The sequence below is a fragment of the Enterococcus ureasiticus genome (assembly GCF_001730285.1).
Taxonomy (GTDB): domain Bacteria; phylum Bacillota; class Bacilli; order Lactobacillales; family Enterococcaceae; genus Enterococcus_L; species Enterococcus_L ureasiticus.
Map to the genome: position 1 here is coordinate 591,499 of NZ_MIJZ01000001.1, position 19,007 is coordinate 610,505.

Below are 19,007 nucleotides of genomic sequence, written 5' to 3' on the forward strand. Positions count from 1 at the left end.
ACCTTCATCGAATTCGATGAAGGCCTTTTTGATTACAGTTGATTACTGATTTTTTCAATATTTTTCAAAACGATCGATACTGTGCCATCTGGGTTGTTGACAAATTCAATCAAATCTCCGTTTCGATAAACTTCTATCGGAACAATCAATTCAATACCGTTACTCATTTTTAATTTTTGCTTACCAAATTTTTTCTCTGAAATTTCTCTGGCTTCACGAACTGGCGGCGTTTTATCAACAAATTTTGATTCATTGACTTCATCTTGATAAGCCATCCGAGCTGAAATATTTTCTTTAAAAACCAACTCAGCAACTTGTTCGTTGTCGATCGTTCCAGTTTCTTCAATACTTTCATAAACAGCTTCTTTCACAGAGGCAATCAATTCAAATTCATCTTCATTAAACTTCTTACCGATTCGTTTTACTGCTTTTTTGATTTCTTTCATATTTTCTTCTATTGAAGGTGCAGGTTGTGACTCGATCACTTTTTCTGAAAAGTACCAAACTTTTTCGCCTGAAAACTCATAGCGTTTTTCTAAAAGCTCATATGCCAAGGTATCCAAGTTAACAGTCATTCCTTCATCAGGTTTTTGTGATTTCGAAGGTAAAATTGCTCGGTTGATGATCAATTTATTATAAACAGCTTCGTCTTCATAATCCACGTAATGCGTATAACTTTCTTTGTAATTTAATTTGATCATCGCTAAATGCATCACCGTGTCTAATTCGTATAAAATGAAAAGAACATCCGCACTCGGCGCGTCTTCACTACCTGAATAAATATCGTACCAATGCTGAGTCAACTGTTGGCTTTTTTGAATAAAATCATTCGGAATTCCCCGCATTTTATCAACAAACGAACTTTCTTCTGCTAAAATACCAGTTTTGGTTTGAGCAGTTGATAGCTTTGTAATCTTGCTCGTTAGATAAACACGAATATATTCTGTCGTTAAATCTAACTCCTTCGCTGAAAATACCGGAGTCCCGGTTTCACGATCAATAATGTGTAAAATTGCACTTTTTAAATAAATATCCATCTGTCATTCTCCCTTTTCTTAAGCACTATTTAGTCTACCTGAAAGAAGAAAAAAAGCCAACTGTTTTTATTAGAAAAGTGGAATGAGCTCGTTCAGCTCTGACAGAAAAATAGGGAATCTTGATTCTAAAGAACTACCAAGTGAAAAACATGCAACCACTTCATCTATAAAAACAACAAAAAAAAGCAAGGCATTTACTTCTTACCTTGCTTTTCATAAAAATATATTTTATTTTTTTGTAATTCCGCTATTAATTTTCTTCCACAAACAATTTCCCAGTCGCTTCATCAACAGGATCTAGTTTATTGAAAATACCTTTTGTTCTGAAAATGTAAGTCAAAATAAATGGAACGATCACTGCAATCAACATTGCACCGAAAAATGGTAGATAGTATTGAGGAACGATAGACAAAATACCTGGCAAGCCGCCAACACCTATACTAATTGCTTTAACATCAAACAAAGTTGAGAATAATCCAGCACATGCAGAACCAATCATTCCCGCAACAAATGGATAAATGTATTTCAGATTAATCCCAAACATCGCTGGCTCTGTAACTCCCAGGTAACAAGAAATCATTGCTGGAATCGAAACTTGCTCTTCCTCTTTATTTCCTCTATGCATAAAGACAACTGCTAAAACAGCTGATCCCTGAGCGATATTTGATAATGCGATCATCGGCCATAAATTTGTTGATTGAAAATCGGCAATCAATTGCAAATCAATGGCATTGGTCATATGATGCAGTCCTGTAATAACAAGTGGCGCATACATAAAACCGAATACAGCTCCAAACAACCAGTTAAGTGATGATGTTAATCCAGCATTCACGATATCTGAAATCCAACTTCCAATCGTCCAGCCAACAGGACCTAAGATTACATGGGCAGCTATAACAGTTGGTACTAAAGCAAATAGTGGAACAAAAATCATCGAAACCGCTTGCGGTATAACTTTTCTGAAGAAGATTTCTAAATAAGCAAGTAAAAATCCTGCTAGCATCGCTGGTATAACTTGAGCTTGATACCCAATCATATTTACTTGAGCGAAGCCAAAATCCCAAAAAGGAATGTCAGCAGCTGCTGTACTTGCAACCGAATAAGCATTTAATAATTGCGGAGACACTAATGTAATCCCTAAAACAATCCCAAGAATTTGAGTTGTTCCCATTTTTTTAGTAATACTCCAAGTGATTCCTACTGGTAAGAATTGAAAAATTGCTTCACCAATGAGCCATAAAAATGAGTTCACACCACTCCAAAATTGGGATACTTCAACGATTTTCTGTCCATCTAAAAATCCAAATGGAATCCCTTCCAATACATTACGAAAACCTAGAATCAGCCCACCAATAACTAAAGCCGGAATCAACGGTGTAAATATCTCTGCTAAAACCGAAATTGCTCGTTGGATTGGGTTAAGATTTTGTTTTGCTGCTGCTTTCCCTTGTTCCTTGGAAACGCCTTCAAGTCCTGAAATAGCAGAAAACTCATTATAAAATTGCGGTACCTCGTTCCCAATGATAACTTGAAATTGCCCAGCATTTGTAAATGTTCCTTTGACAGACGAAATCTTCTCAATCGCTGCAGTATCGGCTTTACTTGGATCATTTAAAACAAATCGCATCCGTGTCGCACAGTGTGAAACAGCAGCAATATTCTCTTTTCCCCCTACATCCTCTAGCAGTTTTTTTGCATCTTCTTGAAACTTACCCATTTCCTTTGCTCCTCTCTTTAACTTGTATATACAATTTAGCTGTATTTGTATAATACTTTATTATTTGATTTTTTACAAGCGTTTTCTTTTTAAAACAAAAACTTTTTTCTGTTTTAATCCTTACAACCAAATCGGCTCCTTAAATAGTTGAACAAATACCATGATTCTATTTTTCAAATCACTGGAAATTATTCCGTAAAATGGTAAACTTGGATTTATCAAATAAAAATAAAATGCACTTTTTTTACAGAGTGTTTATGACCGAGGAAAAGATGAAAAAAAATAAGATTGCTACAAAAATAAAGAAACGTTTGTCAGCTGTTCAAGTTTTGGCTTTAGGATTTATTGTATTGATTTTTATTGGTGGGACACTTTTGACTTTACCTATATTCTCACGCAGTGGTAATGCAACACCGTTTATCGATGCCTTGTTCACTGCCGTGTCAGCGGTTTGTGTGACTGGTTTAACAACACTTAACACCGCCTTACATTGGAACGCCTACGGACAATTGATCATTATGATTCTTATTGAAATTGGCGGCTTAGGTTTTATGACGATGCCAGTACTTTTGTATTTTGTCTTACGAAAAAAAATTACGTTAAGTACACGGATGTTATTACGGGAAGCACTTAACTTAGATGATATGTCAGGAGCATTTCGTTTGATGATCTATGTCGTTAAATTGGCGGCCGTGATTCAACTAGCTGGAGCTGCATTGCTTTCAATTGAATTTGTTCCTGAGTTTGGTTGGAAAAAAGGACTTTTCTTCGGTCTCTTCCACTCCATCTCTAGTTTTTGTAATGCTGGTTTTGATTTATTAGGCGATAGTTTAACTCCTTATCAAACGAAACCGTTTGTTCTGCTCGTGATTGCGGCTTTGATTATTTCTGGCGGTCTCGGCTTTATTGTTTGGCAAGATTTGTTACGTTTTAAAAAGAAAAGGAAGTTTTCTTTACACACAAAGATTGCTTTGATCACAACTGGTTCGTTACTGATTGGCGCTTTTATTCTTTTTTTCATCACAGAACACAATGCAGCCAATTTAACGACTGGAACAAACTTTTTTGACCGCTTAGCAAATACGTTCTTTATGTCTGTAACACCAAGAACCGCAGGCTATTATTCAATTGATTATTTGCAGATGACGAATGCTGGACTGATTACAACTATCTTTTTAATGTATGTGGGTGGAACATCTGGGTCTACTGCTGGTGGATTAAAAACGACAACATTTGCTGTATTAGTTATTCAAATCGTTTCAATTTTTAAGGGACGAACACGAGCCGAATTTCAAGGGCGTACAATTCGAAACAGTACGGTATTTCGCGCCTTAACCTTATTTTTTATCACCTTAACATTATGTGTACTTTCGATCATGCTTTTGACGATCACTGAAAACATACCAGAATCTTCTGGTATAGAGTATGTGGCTTTTGAAGTATTTTCTGCATTCGGTACAGTTGGATTGACAATGGGACTGACCCCCGATCTGACTGTTGCAGGAAAAGTCATCATTATGCTGTTGATGTACATTGGACGAGTCGGAATCTATACTGTTGGTTTTTCACTTCTCACAAGAGGCCAAAAACAGCAAGCTAAATTTAAATATCCAGATGAAAGTGTTATGATTGGATAAAATAAAAAAGAAACGTAGAGAAGAGTTTTCTTTATGTTTCTTTTTTTATAATTATACTTTTTTATTTATCTGTGTTTATTGATAAATAAAAAAATCCCACCCTCTAAAGAAGGTGGGAAAAGGAGTTTTACTCTAAAGAGTAAAATGAAAAAATAAAAAGGGTTGTTGTTGGTATGAATTTATAATACTATTTTTTAAAATTAATATCAACTAATAACCCTCATCCATCCTTAAATAATTTTAAAAAAACAAATTAAAACGTTCTCTTTATTTATAAATAAAAAATATTTCAACTTATCTTTTGGAAATAGGTTGATACATATACAGTTATCTATTCAAAAATATGCTAATAAAAAAATCCCACCTTTGTTAAAAGATGGGAAAAGGAGTTTTACTCTAGAAGAGTAAAATGAAAAAATAAAAAGGGTTGTTGTTGGTATAGTTGTATAGTACTAGCTATTAAATATTTTTGCAAATAATATACTCATTTAAAAATTGGATTTATTTATCATTACTACACTTACTTGCTCTCCGCATTCTATGAAAATAGATAAAAAAAACGATCCAATAATATTATTGGATCGTTCTGAAAGTTTTAAATTAGTTTTTTACGATGTTAGTTGCTTGTGGTCCACGTTGACCTTCTTCGATATCGAATGATACGCTTTGACCTTCGTCTAGAGATTTGAATCCGTCACCTTGGATTGCTGAAAAGTGTGCGAACAAATCTGTTCCGTTATCTTGAGTAATAAAACCAAAACCTTTATCTGCGTTAAACCATTTCACTGTACCTGTATTCATAAATGTGTTCCTCCTAGTGCTTTTAGCACGATTAATTTTTGCAATACCTTTGTGATAAAAAAAAGAGGAATTAAAACACCCTTACGAATGAAATGACCTATTAATTTAAATTACAATTATACTACGTTTCCTAGTATACGACCTTATTGAATGAAAGTATACATTTATATTCAATTATGAGAAAATACTCATTTAACTCATTACTTTTTAGCCTTATTTACCTTAAATATTAAAATCCCACCTCGAATGAGATGGGATAAGGATAGTTATTTGTTAAGGTATTGATTTTTCAGACTTACTTAGTTTACTACATAATGCACATTCATGCAATCACATATTATCACATTGCAGAATAAAAATGCTTCAAAGCAATTTGAGTTAGTAAAAGTTCACTTTGAATATTCGTAATCAGTGAGCTTGTCACTCTATCATCCTAATTTATTATAAGTATCAATTAACGCTGAATATTTACTTTGTATATTTTCCACAGCGTCAATCACGGCTTCCTCATCCTCTCCAAAACTACCATAGAGTGCATTTGATGCAGTTTTAAATTCTGATGCTTTACTTACAAAACTCTCGATAATATTACTTGCAGTTGGTGAAGAAAAACCTTCTTTTTCTATCGCTTTTGAATCTTTAGATACTGCTTTTAGTTCATCTAACGATTTAGACACTTTAGTGTTTACTTCCGCATATTTCTCAGTAGTTAAATTTATCGTACCATTTTCTGCTATGCTATCATTAACAAGATTTCTAGCTTCTTTTGCAGCATCAATAAATTGCATCATTCCTAATGTAATTTTGTTGTCTTCCTTTTCATGTACTTTACGATCATCCTTCTCCGTTTCGTCCATCAAAATCCGCATCTTATCACAGAATATTTTAATCGGTTCATCGGTCTCTTTATATACCGATAAAAGCTTGGCATTTAACTCTTTTCCTTTTTCATCATGATCATTCAAGAAATCTTTTTCCTCGTAATAATTCTCAATTTCTTCTAAAATCGATATTTCTTTTTTCAGAAAGTCTAGCATGACTGCTACATCTTTATCTATATCCATTTTTGGTTTGGTTGAGAGTCCTTTATCAGCTTTTTCAATCGCTGGTTGAACTAAGCTTGTTGCTCCTGTAAATGCTTGTGCATATTTATCGCCTGTTGGTATAAAGTTACCCGCTTCATCCATATGCTTCTCAGTATAAGAATTTTTAATCGTTGATAATTCACCTGTTAAAACATTGAATAAGTCAACATATGCATTGTACTTGTCTACTTCATTCATTTTAGTCGAATCAGAATCATACTTCTTGATACTCTCTTTGGCCGTATCTAACTTACCACAACTAACCATAAGAGCTAAAAGACTGAATGCCAAAATAAACGTGAACATTTTACCCTTATTTCTCATCAGTTATACTTCCCTTATTTTATTGTTCAGTAAAAAATTCACCTTTAACTGACTATCGCTTCGTATAATAGATACGATCCAAAGCAATGGTTGTTAGTAAAAAAGCTTTTTGATCATGAGCGTCATCAATCTCAATGTGATATTCATCACCGCCTAAGGTCAGTTTTCTTTTATCAATATCACAAATAATGTTATCTTGCATCGTAAACTGATGACTACCCGTCATGCCATAACCTAATTTTACATCTCCAATAGGTGAATCAATAGTAAATTTGTAACTGAAAATATTTAACGAACGCGCCATTGATAGAATCTTTTGATCATCTATTAAAATATGGTACTTTTTAAAATTGTATCTTAAAAACGAACCAATAATACTTAAAAAGTTGACATCCGTCCTGCATTTTGCCAATGTTTGACCATCTAAATCAGTAATTTCAAATTTTTCTCTTCCTAAAAAACTTCCTTTTACTTTATATAATGGATTTCCTGCTCCATCTAAAATTTCATAGGTTGGTTTTAAGGCAACTAATTTTTGTTTGATAACATATTTCATAATAAAACTCCTTTTTATTTTTCACTCTTTTATTTCAGTACATTATTCTGACACCTTTTCTATTTCTTCGCTGGTACCGCTATTTCCAATGTGTTGAGTAAGTTATATTCATCGTCATATACTGCCAAATGGATTGGTGTCTCTTCATTTAGAAGCTTAAACGTTTCGTAATATAGCATCTCTCCATCTGGTTCCAAAGGATCTCTATTGAGTGCTTTTGGATTAAGTCTATCCAGGTCACCTAAAATCGTGTTTTTTAGATATTCGTTTTTTTGACTGAAGAAAAAATAAGTTCTAAGCGGTGGTATGGACGCAGACTCTTTTTTATTTTTGAAGTTGTAGTAAATTACCAGACTAGATTCGCCAAAAGCGTCCAACAGTGTATCAGTCTCCGTGATTTCTACTCTATATTGATCGGTTTCAATTGTGCTACTTTTTGGTACATCTGTATTTTTAGGTGTTAATGTCTTAATTTTTTTTGCTTTGATGTCCAATAGGTCGACTCGTTCGTTTTTATAACTCGTGTAAAGATAACCAATTGTCGTTCCTGTAATGCGTAGTATGTCGCCATTTTTCGGCCACGTTTCTTTCTTGATATCAGATAAGTTTAAATAAATAGGTGTCGCGCGATTTCGCATCAAGAAGATTGATATATACCACTGACCATTTAACGTTTCATCCTTTGATTCAATTTGCTTAGGTTCACCTTCCACTTTTGCAACAAAACTAATATCTTGATTAAATTGTTTAGAATGTTCAATTATTTTTGGGGAATTAGCATTTCTTGACAACTCATTGTATCGTTCTTCCTTTTCTTTTGCTGAAGCCATAGACGAACTCGATTCTACAGTTTTATCCGAGTTAACTGTCTCGAATTCAGATTTAGTCTTATTAAACATTGAACAAGCACTTGTACTTACAATCCCAATCAGAAAAAAAAACCATAACAACCCCTTTCTCTTCACTGGATCTCTCCTTTTCTTTTTTATTTTGATATAGATAAATTAACAATTGGAATTGATTGAAAGGCCTTTTCCTTCTATACCTACATCTTGTAGTTATATTATCATGCACTTTTCTATTTTGTCAATAGTCGTGTTATAATTGAATTGTTCGCAATAAAAAGTTACTTTTATCACAGATTTTAAAAAAAGGAGGACCTCTATGACACTGAAAATATCTGATTCAGAATTAGAAATATTACGAATAATCTGGGCGCATAACGGACGTATGATGTTTTCTGAGATTGTTGAAGAGTTACATGCAAAAAATTTTGAATGGAAAAATAATACTATTTTGACCTTCCTAGCCCGTTTAACTGAAAAAAAAGTGTTAGAAGTTCAAAAAAAAGGCAGACGAAATGAATATATTGCACTTTTAACAGAAAAAGACTACGTGGAGCAAGAAACAAAAGAATTTGTAGGAAAAGTATATGAGGGAGAAGTCAAAGGGTTGATTGCTACATTGGTTGAAAATGAATTGATATCAAACAAAGAAATAGAAGAATTAAAAGAATATTGGGAAAAAAATAAAGAATGATGAGTGAAAAACTATTGAACTTGCTTGTTTCCCTCAGTATTTCGGGTTCAATTTTATTTGGAATTTGGATTATTGCTAGTGTATTCTTGAAGAAAAAAATTTCAAGATGTTCTCAATATTATTTATTATTGATTGTTCTTTTGCGATTTGTTTTGCCTTTTTCTCCAAGCCAGAGTCTTGTTGGTACGCTTTTTTCTTCAATCGAAACATCTCCTTTCTATGAAATGCTTTATGGCTCTGCAGTGAAGAGGAATTCTTCCGTTTTTATTGGAGATAATGTCATTTTTAAAGATAATATTATTATGGGCAGTAAAGAACAACCTTTTGCACCTTATATTTTATATATTTGGCTAGCTATCGCCTTTTGTTTACTGATACACAAAATCACAAAATATCAAAGCTTTGCTAAATATATCAAAACGGACTGGCAACCCGTGGATAATCCAGAAATTCTTGATGTTTTAAGTGAGATTTGCGAAGATAAAAATATCACAACACCCATTGATATTTACACGACACCGTTAGTCTCCTCTCCATTACTCTTAGGTATTAAAAAAAATTATATTGTGCTACCTCATGAAAATTTGACTAAAGAACAGCTTCATAGTATCTTGTCTCATGAGATCACTCATTATAAGAGTAAGGACATCTATTACAAATGGTTTATGCAACTCATTATTTGTATCCATTGGTTTAATCCAGTTGTATATTATATTGGAAAAGTCATGAATCAAGAATGCGAATATGCCTGTGACGAAGCCACAACTCGTCATTTTACAAAAGAAGAATATTATCGCTATGGTGCCACACTGATAGAAATGGCTAAACATCCTGGAAATTACAACGAAAAATTAGGATCAGTAACACTTTATGAAAATACTAATGAAATCAAAAAACGCTTAGACTCGATGTTACTTGCTAAAAAAAGAAAACAGCCCCGACGATCAATTGCTTTTTTGTTAGTTGCTGGATTGCTTGTTGTTGCCTTTAGTTTAGGTGTCTATACGACAAGATCTACACCTGTCGAAAATAAACTAGATGAACAAACAACTGATACTAATTCTAATGAAAAAGGTACGACTAATAGTAAACCACTAGGTAGACATTTCTCTTAAAACAATTTTTAATCTGATGTTTAAATCTAATGAAATCAAAAAAATTGCCAACTATCATCCCATTACGGAGATAGTTGGCAATTTTTACTACTACGTGTTAAAAAATAACCCTAAGCAAATTCAGTGCAATTATATCTAGACTAGCTTGCAGTCAAACGATTCATCTCTGGTTATTTCTTCGGTTCGTCCTCGTCCATTTTCAGAACAGCCATGAAGGCTTCTTGCGGAACTTCCACAGAACCAACTTGTTTCATCCGCTTTTTACCATCTTTTTGTTTCTCTAACAACTTACGTTTACGTGAAATATCCCCACCATAACATTTGGCCAAAACATTTTTGCGTAGCGCTTTGATCGTTGAGCGCGCAGTGATTTTTTGACCAATTGCGGCTTGAATCGGTACTTCAAATTGTTGTCTTGGAATTAGTTTCTTCAGTTTCTCGACAATGACTTTCCCACGCTCAAAAGCAAAATCTTTATGCACAATAAAGCTAAGCGCATCGACTTTTTCTGAGTTTAATAAGATATCCATCTTAGATAGATTGCTCTTACGGTACCCGATCATTTCATAATCTAATGAAGCATATCCTTTTGTTCCTGATTTTAAGCGGTCAAAGAAATCATACACGATCTCTGATAACGGCATATCATAAATGACATTTACTCGGTATTCATCCAAGTAATCCATTGTGACAAACTCACCACGTTTACGTTGTGAAATTTCCATAACAGCCCCAACATATTCATTTGGCACCATAATTGTCGCTTTAACGTATGGTTCTTCCACAAAGTCAACAGAGCTTTGGTCTGGAAATTCTGCTGGATTATCTACCACGATTTTCGTACCATCTGTCTTTGTTACATGATAAATTACGGAAGGAGCTGTCGTAATCAAATCAAGATTAAATTCTCGTTCCAAGCGTTCTTGAATCACATCCATATGCAACAAACCTAAAAATCCACAACGATAACCAAACCCTAATGCTTGAGACGATTCGGCTTCAAATTGTAAGGCAGCATCATTTAGCTGTAATTTTTCTAAGGCTTCACGCAACTCAACATAACGTGAATTGTCGATTGGATAAAGTCCGCAATAAACCATCGGATTCATTTTACGATAACCAGCTAAAGCTTCTTTCGCAGGATTATTCGCTAACGTTACGGTATCCCCCACTTGCGTGTCACGAACAGTTTTGATTGCAGCTGTAATATAACCAACATCGCCAACCATTAAGAAGTCACGACTGATTGGTTTTGGTGAAAAAATCCCAACATCTGTCACTTCAAAGGTTTTATTATTATTCATCATCATGATCTTATCACCAGGTTTTACAACCCCGTCCATGATCCGCACATTTAAAATAACCCCACGATAACTGTCATAGACTGAATCAAAAATCAACGCTTTTAATGGCGCTTCAAGATCTCCTGTCGGAGCGGGAACCAAATCAACGATTTGTTCTAGAATGTCTTCAATCCCGATCCCTGCTTTGGCACTTGCTAAAACAGCGTCACTAGCATCAATTCCGATTACATCTTCTATTTCTGTACGAACTCGTTCTGGATCTGCCGCCGGTAAATCGATTTTATTGATCACTGGAATAATTTCCAAATCATTATCTAAAGCTAAATAAACGTTCGCTAATGTTTGTGCTTCGATTCCTTGCGCCGCATCCACAACTAAAATTGCACCCTCACAGGCTGCCAAACTTCTTGATACTTCATAAGTGAAATCGACATGTCCTGGCGTGTCGATCAAATGAAAGATATAATCTTCGCCATCTTTTGCTGTATATGTTAATTCAACAGCATTCAGTTTGATCGTAATCCCGCGCTCACGTTCTAAATCCATCGCATCGAGTAATTGATCTTGCATTTCACGATCTGACACAGTTTCCGTTTTTTGTAGAATCCGGTCAGCAAGTGTTGATTTCCCATGGTCAATATGAGCAATAATGGAAAAGTTACGAATTTTTTCTTGTCTTTGCTTCATTTCATTTATATTCATTAATAGTCCTCATTTCTTTTATGAAAAGCTGAATGAGCTTGTGATTTCGTTGAATCAAATCGTACTGGCTCATCGCTCCGATCATTTTCAATCAGCACTTTCCATTATAGCAAGATTTCCATCAGAATTAAAGAACTTTCCCATGTTTCACTATTCCTATTACGCTTTTCAAAAAGGTAACACACTATTTTGCAACTAAAAATCCGTCTTTACCATTTCTTAGTAAGTAATACTCTATTTATTCCCGTTTTTTTGATATACTGGAGGTAGAAAAACAATTGGAGATGGAAAAATGGACCAAAAAGAGTTCAGAGATAATTTAGAATTAAAATCAGTAGATGAAAAATATGTGGATCAGTTCAATGAACTATTGAGCTATGTCTTCCAGTTTACGGAAGCGGATTTAGAAGAAAGCGGCTATGAAAGCAAAAAAGAGTTGATCAAATCAAAACAGCCGATTTTAGAGCAATCAAAAGTTTTTGGCTGGTTCCATGAGGATCAATTGATTTCCCAAATTGCGATTTATCCGTGTGAAGTAAATATTCACGGGACCCTTTTCAAAATGGGCGGTATCACAGGTGTTGGAACCTATCCTGAATATGCCAATCATGGTTTGATGCAAGATTTGATCCACCTAGCCCTTAAAAATATGCGGGAAGATCAACAATGGATTTCGTACCTTTATCCTTACAGTATTCCTTATTATCGCCGAAAAGGCTGGGAGATCATGTCGGATAAGTTGTCTTTCAAAATTCGTGATACTCAACTACCTAAGCAAGTCTCGGTTCCCGGAATGGTCGAACGTGTGAGTGTAGATCATGAAGATGTCTTTACTGTTTACGCAAAATTTGCTCGTCAAAATCATGGTGCTTTGATTCGTAGCGAATTTAACTGGGAAGAATATTGGCGTTTTGAAAATGAAGATGAACGGACAGCGGCGATTTATTATGGAGCGAACCAAGAACCTTTAGGTGTATTATTTTACTGGGTAGCTGAAGACGTGTTTCATATCAAAGAAATGTTTTATATCAATCAGGAAGCACGCAATGCGTTGTGGAATTTTATTTCAGCTCATTTTTCAATGATTGATTGGGCTGAAGGGGATATTTATAAAAATGAGCCACTCGCCTTTTTATTAGATGACAGCCAAATCAAAGAAACGATCGAGCCTTATTACATGGCTAGAATCGTCGATGTCAAAGAAATGCTGCTGGCTTATCCATATGCCAGCACCGCAAAACCATTTCATTTTGTAGTGAGCGATCCAGTTGCTGAATGGAATAATGGTGTGTTTAGTTTACTATGGGATGAAGATGACCAAGTTTCTGTAACAGATGAACCGTTAGGACAACCGGTGCATATCGACATTCAAACCTTGACTTGTTTATTGATGAATTATCGCCGTCCGACTTACCTGCATCGAATCGAACGTTTGGATACGGATAAGGAAACCTTGAATTCATTAGAACGGATTTTACCGGATCAAGAAGCTTACTTTAGCGATTATTTTTGATTATAATACGAATGATTACTTAATAAAGGATGATTTCTATGAATGACTTTCTTGTTATTCCAACCTTACTAGCCAAAAGACCAAACATGCAATTATCATTTGCAGAAATAGAAGCACAAATGTCCCATAATCATGTGCTACCTGAACTGGCTAAAACTTATAGTGCCTGGTGGACTAAAAAAGAGCATTCTTTTTCAAGTGCTTGGGCTGCTTATGGTTATCAAGTGGATAAAGTTGATTTAGTTAATCAATTCGTCTTTTTCCAAAAAAAATAAAAACACAAACTTAACGTAGAGGTGAAAGAATGAAAATTTATTTTGCAGGACCAATGTTTGCCAAAGCAGACTTACTTTATAATGAATATTTAGTGAAAAAAATCCGTGAACTTGATGATTCAATTGAGGTTTATTTACCGCAAGAAAATGGAGCAATCAATGATAAAACAGCCTACGCTGATAGTAAAATGATTGCTTTAGCTGACACTGAAAAAGTTCTTGAAAGTGATTTTCTTGTAGCCGTTTTAGATGGTATTACGATCGATGCTGGTGTGGCTTCTGAAATTGGTGTGGCTTACGCTAAGAATATTCCAATGCTTGGTTTATACACCGATACACGCCAACAAGGAGCGGATAATCAAAAAAAATTAGCAGCGTTAGGTGATACTGCTGAAAACCAATTCCATTATCTAAACTTGTATACCGTTGGCTTGGTAAAACTAAATGGATCAATCGTCAGTGAGGAGCAAGCATTTTTAGATTTAATCAAAGAAAAATCAAACAAATAAACATATTGGAGGCTTTTATATGAAGTTAGAATTTGAGGATAAACAAGAAAAAAGTGCCTTTCATTTTTTACTTGCGTTTGGTGTTATCACCTTGATCGTCAATATCGTTAAAACATTTGTAGTCCAACCAACTGAACAATATGTATTATTGACGTTTGAAATGATTGCAGGAATTGCTGTGATCTTCGTACCATTTATTTTCACAAAATTTACAGGGTTGGTTTTCCCAAAAATGGTTCGGCTTTATTATTGGTTTTTCATTTGGATCGCTGTTTTTCTTGGAACGGGTTTACGCTTGATCATTATTGTCCCGTTTTGGGATAAAATTCTTCATGCTGTCAGTCCAATTTTATTAGTCGCTGTGGGATACGCAATTATTGGCTATTGTTTACGTGAGTCGGATTTTTCTAAAATCAGTCCTTGGTTATTTATTATTATGGGATTTGCGTTTGCTGGCTTATGTGGTGTTTTATGGGAGTTCTGGGAATTTCTTTGTGACTCACTCGGTAATATGAATTTGCAACGTTATATGACGGAAGCAGGACAACCTTATATTGGCCGTGAAGCATTGATGGATACAATGGGTGATTTGTTTACAAATACGATTGGTGCGTTGATTTTAACAGTTTATAGTTTTACACAACGACATAAGCCAGAGTATTTTAAAGCGTATGCGTTCAGAAAAGTGAATAAATAAAAAAATGGCAACTTTAGAACATCTAAAGTTGCCATTTTTTATGCTATTCTACTTCTAACTCAACTGAAATATTTCCTCTTGTTGCTTTTGAATAAGGACATACTTCATGAGCTGCTTTCACTAGTTCTTCTGCTGTTTCACGATCAACATCATCGATTTTAACAGATAGAACAACCCCAACTTGAAAACCAGATTGTTCATCGCTAAATAATGAAACTGTTGCTTTTACTGTGCTTTTTGATGTGATTTTTTGTTTTGCCATTACAAGCTCTAATGCACTGTTGAAACATGAGCTATAAGCTGCCGCAAATAGTTGTTCTGGATTTGTTTTATTCTCTTGATGAGGACCAGGAGACGTTACTTGATAACTAAATGATTTGTCTGGTGAAAAAACTTCACCTTCTCTTCCACCAGTATTGATGATTGTTGTTGAATAGATTTTTTTCATGATTCATTCCTCCACTTCTTATTATCACAGCTATATCGTACAATTAAATTGTACACAATATTTATTCGAATGTACAATAGTATGCTTCATAAATTTTATAAAAAAAGACTTCAAAAATTGGTATCATTTTCAAAGTCTGGTTGCTACATATTAATTGTCGATTCCACTAATTTGTTTACTTAATGAATTGATTTGTTCAATCAATGAAAAATAGTCTTTTTCATTAAAATCTAGCTGAGTCAAACACCCTTCTACTTGATCATAAATTTCAGTTTCTAGCCGAATCGCTTTTTCTGAAAGTGAAATGATCACGATTCGCTCATCTTCTGGTAATCTATTTCGATTGACATAGCCATTTTTTTCCATTCTCTTTAACATAGGTGTCAATGTTCCAGTATCTAATGCAAGCTTTTCTCCAATATCAGAGATTCGTTGATCCGAGTATTCCCATAATACAAGCAAAACCAAGTACTGAGGATAGGTTAAATGAAATGGTTTTAGTGCCTTAGCGTACATTCTGTTAAATTGCTTTGAAGCTGTTTGTAAAGAAAAACACAATTGTTCTTCTAATCGTCTGCTTTTATTATTCACTGGATCCCTCTTTTAAAATGTTAGTTTAATAGTTAGATTCTACACAATATCGATTTTAAAATCAATTTTTAATGCTTATAAAAAAATGAGATAGTCTGCTGAAACAGACTACCTCATTTGTATCTTATTCGTCTATCGGTTCATTTTCAAAAACTAACTGTTCATCTAATAAACTGATCGTTACTTTTGTTTTCGGCAATACTTTACCTGATACAATTTCTTTTGCCAATGGTGTTTCCACTTCTTTTGTAATAAAACGTTTCAATGGACGTGCACCATAAGCTGGATCATACCCACTTTCAGCAATCCACGTTTTGGCTTCGTCAGAAATCACCAATTCGATTTCTTGATGTTCTAATCGTTTTGCTAATTGAGACGTCATTTTTCCGATAATGCCTTTGACATTATCTAAGCTCAATGGCGTGAACAAAATTGTATCGTCGATTCTATTTAAGAATTCTGGTTTGAAATTGCCTCGTAATATCGTCATAACTTGTTCTTCTACTTCTTCTGGAATCGTGCCTTCAGCTGTTACACCTTCAAGCAATAATTGAGAACCAATATTACTTGTCATGATCAACACAGTATTTTTGAAATCAACGACTCGTCCTTTAGAGTCAGTTAAGCGACCATCATCTAATACTTGGAGTAAAATGTTGAACACATCTGGATGTGCTTTTTCAATTTCATCTAATAAAACGATCGTATATGGGTTACGGCGGACAGCTTCTGTTAATTGGCCACCTTCCTCGTAACCAATGTAGCCTGGAGGTGCTCCAACTAAACGAGAGACGCTATGTTTTTCCATATATTCACTCATATCGATTCGAACCATATGATCTTCTGAATCGAATAGGTCTTCCGCTAATGCTTTAGCAAGTTCCGTCTTACCAACACCCGTGGGTCCTAAGAATAAGAATGAACCTAATGGACGGTTTGGATCTTGCAACCCAGCACGTGAACGAATCACTGCATCGCTTACAGCATCTACCGCTTCATCTTGACCAATGACACGTTTATGAAGAGTTTCGTTCAATTTCATTAATTTTTCCCGTTCCCCTTCAACGAGTTTCGTTACTGGAATCCCAGTTAAGCGTCCAACAACTTGAGCAATTTCGTTTTCTGTCACTGCTTCTTGGACCATGCGTATATTATCTTTGGCATTTTTTGCTTCGAGTTCTCTTAATTCTTCTTCTAATTGCGGAATCGTACCATGGCGAAGAACAGCTGCTCTTTCTAAATCATAATTGTTTTCAGCATCTTCTAATTCATGTTTCGCTTTATCGATTTCTCCACGTTTATTGCTGACCGCATTGACTTCTTCTTTTTCCGTCTCCCATTGCATCTTCATTGCATTAGCTTCTTCACGAAGATCTGCTAATTCTTCTTGTAGTGCATTTAGACGTTTTTTACTTGCATCATCTGACTCTTTTTTCAGTGCTGCTTCTTCAATCTCTAGTTGCATCAATCGACGTATTACTTGGTCAAGTTCTGTTGGCATTGAATTCATTTCAACACGAATCGTCGCACTCGCTTCGTCGACTAAATCGATCGCTTTATCTGGTAAGAAACGATCTGTGATGTAACGATCTGATAGAGTTGCAGCAGCGACTAATGCATTATCATGGATATTAACGCTATGATGAATTTCAAAACGTTCTTTTAGTCCACGTAAAATACTGATCGTATCTTCAACAGTTGGTTCTTTTACCAAAACTTTTTGGAAACGACGTTCTAGTGCCTTGTCTTTTTCCATATATTGGCGATATTCATCTAGTGTTGTTGCACCGATCAAATGTAGTTCACCACGAGCCAGCATTGGTTTTAACAAGTTTCCGGCATCCATACTACCTTCTGTTTTTCCTGCGCCAACGATATTGTGAATTTCATCAATGAATAAAATGATACGTCCTTCACTTTTCTTCACTTCTTTTAAGACAGCTTTTAGACGTTCTTCAAATTCACCACGGAATTTAGCTCCAGCGATCAATGCACCCATATCTAATGAGAAAATAGTTTTGTCTTTTAAATTCTCCGGTACATCTTTACGGACGATTCGTTGCGCTAAACCTTCAACGATTGCGGTTTTACCAACACCTGGTTCACCGATCAAAACGGGATTATTTTTTGTTTTACGAGATAGAATCCGAATCACGTCACGGATTTCTTCATCACGACCAATAATAGGATCTTGATTACCGCTTTTCACTTGCTGTACTAAATCTACCCCATATTTTTCTAATGCTTTGTATTGTTCTTCTTGATTTTGAGAAGTCACACGATCTCCCCCTCTCATGTTTTCAATATTTTTACGTAGTTCTTTTTCTGTGATTCCTTGACTTGTTAAATACTTGGTTAAACGATAATTTTTCAATTTCATCAACGCTAAAATCACAATTTCAGTTGCTAGAAACTCATCTTGAAATGATTCTCTAAGTTTGTCTGCTTCACCTAATAAGTTAAACAGATTCTGGCTCATACTTTGCCCATATTGAATATTGCTTCCTTGAATACTTGGATATTCGTCGATTGCTTTATCAATTTCACGTTCAAAAGCTTCAACATCAACGCCTGCATCTGTATAAAAATTACGTCCAAAATGATTCGGCTGCAAAAAAATCTTCCATAGGTGAGCAATATCGATTTCCTGATGATGACGAGTAACAGCTACCTTTTGTGCCTCTGCAATTGCCTCTTGTAATGTCGTTGTCATTTTCTCGATGTTCATATAATTACCTCCTAATTTTAAAAGCGTAGTGGGCTCGTCCAGCTTCGACTGAAAAATAGGAAATTATGATTGAGGTGCTTTTTGCCTCAGTCATCATTTATCTTTTTTCCGAGAAGCTAGCCCGCGTAGCTAGATAATCTTAAAAGCGTAGCAGGCTTGTTCAGCTTTGACTGAAAAATAGGAAAAATTGACTGTAACGCTTTGGTAACAGTCAGATTTTCTTTTTTCCAAAGCCTCATCCCATAAATCACTACTATCTAAATAGTATCGCTAATTTATCAAAAAGACATTAGGTCTTTTGTACTATTTTTTCAAGGTCTAAAGTCTGATCAATTTTGACCTTACAAATCAATTATACTCAATTAGTCAGTAAAGGTCAAATAAAAACTATCTTTTTTTGACTATTTTTTTACCTACTTTTATGATAAC

The 19,007-nt window shown here is 34.8% G+C and carries 17 protein-coding genes; 7 read left to right on the plus strand and 10 right to left on the minus strand.

What is annotated here, in order from left to right; translation table 11 throughout:
• Positions 1-32: 32 nt before the first annotated feature.
• Positions 33-1,037 (minus strand): nucleoid-associated protein, encoded by a 1,005-nt coding sequence (locus BCR21_RS02810; protein ID WP_069644992.1) that lies wholly within the window; start codon positions 1,035-1,037, stop codon positions 33-35.
• Between the two features lie 250 nt (positions 1,038-1,287).
• The gene (gene treP, locus BCR21_RS02815) at positions 1,288-2,754 is read right to left on the minus strand and encodes a PTS system trehalose-specific EIIBC component (protein ID WP_069644993.1); all 1,467 of its coding nucleotides are present in this window, start codon (positions 2,752-2,754) and stop codon (positions 1,288-1,290) included.
• Between the two features lie 272 nt (positions 2,755-3,026).
• Between treP and BCR21_RS02820 the strand changes: the two genes are divergently transcribed.
• Positions 3,027-4,391, plus strand: a complete 1,365-nt coding sequence (locus BCR21_RS02820) for a TrkH family potassium uptake protein (protein WP_069645548.1) — start codon at positions 3,027-3,029, stop codon at positions 4,389-4,391.
• A 600-nt stretch (positions 4,392-4,991) separates the two neighbouring features.
• Here the strand turns inward: BCR21_RS02820 and BCR21_RS02825 are convergent.
• From BCR21_RS02825 to BCR21_RS02840, 4 genes are all read right to left on the minus strand, one after another.
• Entirely contained in the window at positions 4,992-5,192 is a 201-nt protein-coding gene (locus BCR21_RS02825; RefSeq protein ID WP_010772775.1) for a cold-shock protein, read from the minus strand.
• Positions 5,193-5,620: 428 nt separating this feature from the next.
• Positions 5,621-6,601 (minus strand): DUF3829 domain-containing protein, encoded by a 981-nt coding sequence (locus tag BCR21_RS02830; RefSeq protein WP_069644994.1) that lies wholly within the window; start codon positions 6,599-6,601, stop codon positions 5,621-5,623.
• Between the two features lie 52 nt (positions 6,602-6,653).
• Positions 6,654-7,157, minus strand: a complete 504-nt coding sequence (locus BCR21_RS02835; protein ID WP_069644995.1) for an LURP-one-related/scramblase family protein — start codon at positions 7,155-7,157, stop codon at positions 6,654-6,656.
• 59 nt (positions 7,158-7,216) lie between these two features.
• Positions 7,217-8,122 (minus strand): DUF5067 domain-containing protein, encoded by a 906-nt coding sequence (locus BCR21_RS02840; RefSeq protein WP_069644996.1) that lies wholly within the window; start codon positions 8,120-8,122, stop codon positions 7,217-7,219.
• 199 nt (positions 8,123-8,321) lie between these two features.
• Between BCR21_RS02840 and BCR21_RS02845 the strand changes: the two genes are divergently transcribed.
• Positions 8,322-8,696 (plus strand): BlaI/MecI/CopY family transcriptional regulator, encoded by a 375-nt coding sequence (locus tag BCR21_RS02845; RefSeq protein ID WP_069644997.1) that lies wholly within the window; start codon positions 8,322-8,324, stop codon positions 8,694-8,696.
• Complete coding sequence (locus BCR21_RS02850; RefSeq protein ID WP_069644998.1) at positions 8,693-9,811, plus strand: M56 family metallopeptidase; 1,119 nt, start codon at positions 8,693-8,695, stop codon at positions 9,809-9,811. Before BCR21_RS02845 ends, BCR21_RS02850 begins: the two co-directional genes overlap by 4 nt.
• 170 nt (positions 9,812-9,981) lie before the next feature.
• Here the strand turns inward: BCR21_RS02850 and lepA are convergent, their stop codons facing one another.
• Positions 9,982-11,817, minus strand: coding sequence for a translation elongation factor 4 (gene lepA, locus BCR21_RS02855; protein ID WP_010761081.1), 1,836 nt, complete (start codon positions 11,815-11,817; stop codon positions 9,982-9,984).
• Positions 11,818-12,109: 292 nt separating this feature from the next.
• Here lepA and BCR21_RS02860 point away from each other — a divergent pair, with 292 nt between their 5' ends.
• From BCR21_RS02860 to BCR21_RS02875, 4 genes are read left to right on the plus strand one after another with little or no spacing between them, the layout of a single operon-like run.
• Positions 12,110-13,330 carry a GNAT family N-acetyltransferase gene (locus BCR21_RS02860; RefSeq protein WP_069644999.1) on the plus strand — a complete coding sequence of 407 codons (1,221 nt, stop codon included), beginning with the start codon at positions 12,110-12,112 and terminating at the stop codon, positions 13,328-13,330.
• A gap of 38 nt (positions 13,331-13,368) precedes the next feature.
• Positions 13,369-13,605, plus strand: coding sequence for a DUF7662 domain-containing protein (locus BCR21_RS02865; protein WP_069645000.1), 237 nt, complete (start codon positions 13,369-13,371; stop codon positions 13,603-13,605).
• A 29-nt stretch (positions 13,606-13,634) separates the two neighbouring features.
• A complete protein-coding gene (locus tag BCR21_RS02870; protein ID WP_069645001.1) occupies positions 13,635-14,114 on the plus strand; it encodes a nucleoside 2-deoxyribosyltransferase in 480 nt (159 codons plus the stop codon).
• A 19-nt stretch (positions 14,115-14,133) separates the two neighbouring features.
• Positions 14,134-14,811, plus strand: a complete 678-nt coding sequence (locus BCR21_RS02875; protein ID WP_069645002.1) for a DUF2238 domain-containing protein — start codon at positions 14,134-14,136, stop codon at positions 14,809-14,811.
• A 43-nt stretch (positions 14,812-14,854) separates the two neighbouring features.
• Here the strand turns inward: BCR21_RS02875 and BCR21_RS02880 are convergent, their stop codons facing one another.
• From BCR21_RS02880 to clpB, 3 genes are all read right to left on the minus strand, one after another.
• A complete protein-coding gene (locus BCR21_RS02880) occupies positions 14,855-15,259 on the minus strand; it encodes an organic hydroperoxide resistance protein (RefSeq protein WP_069645003.1) in 405 nt (134 codons plus the stop codon).
• Between the two features lie 150 nt (positions 15,260-15,409).
• On the minus strand, positions 15,410-15,850 hold the full coding sequence (locus BCR21_RS02885) for a MarR family winged helix-turn-helix transcriptional regulator (protein ID WP_069645004.1): 441 nt from the start codon (positions 15,848-15,850) through the stop codon (positions 15,410-15,412).
• 124 nt (positions 15,851-15,974) lie between these two features.
• The gene (gene clpB, locus BCR21_RS02890; RefSeq protein ID WP_069645005.1) at positions 15,975-18,578 is read right to left on the minus strand and encodes an ATP-dependent chaperone ClpB; all 2,604 of its coding nucleotides are present in this window, start codon (positions 18,576-18,578) and stop codon (positions 15,975-15,977) included.
• Between the last annotated feature and the right edge of the window lie 429 nt (positions 18,579-19,007).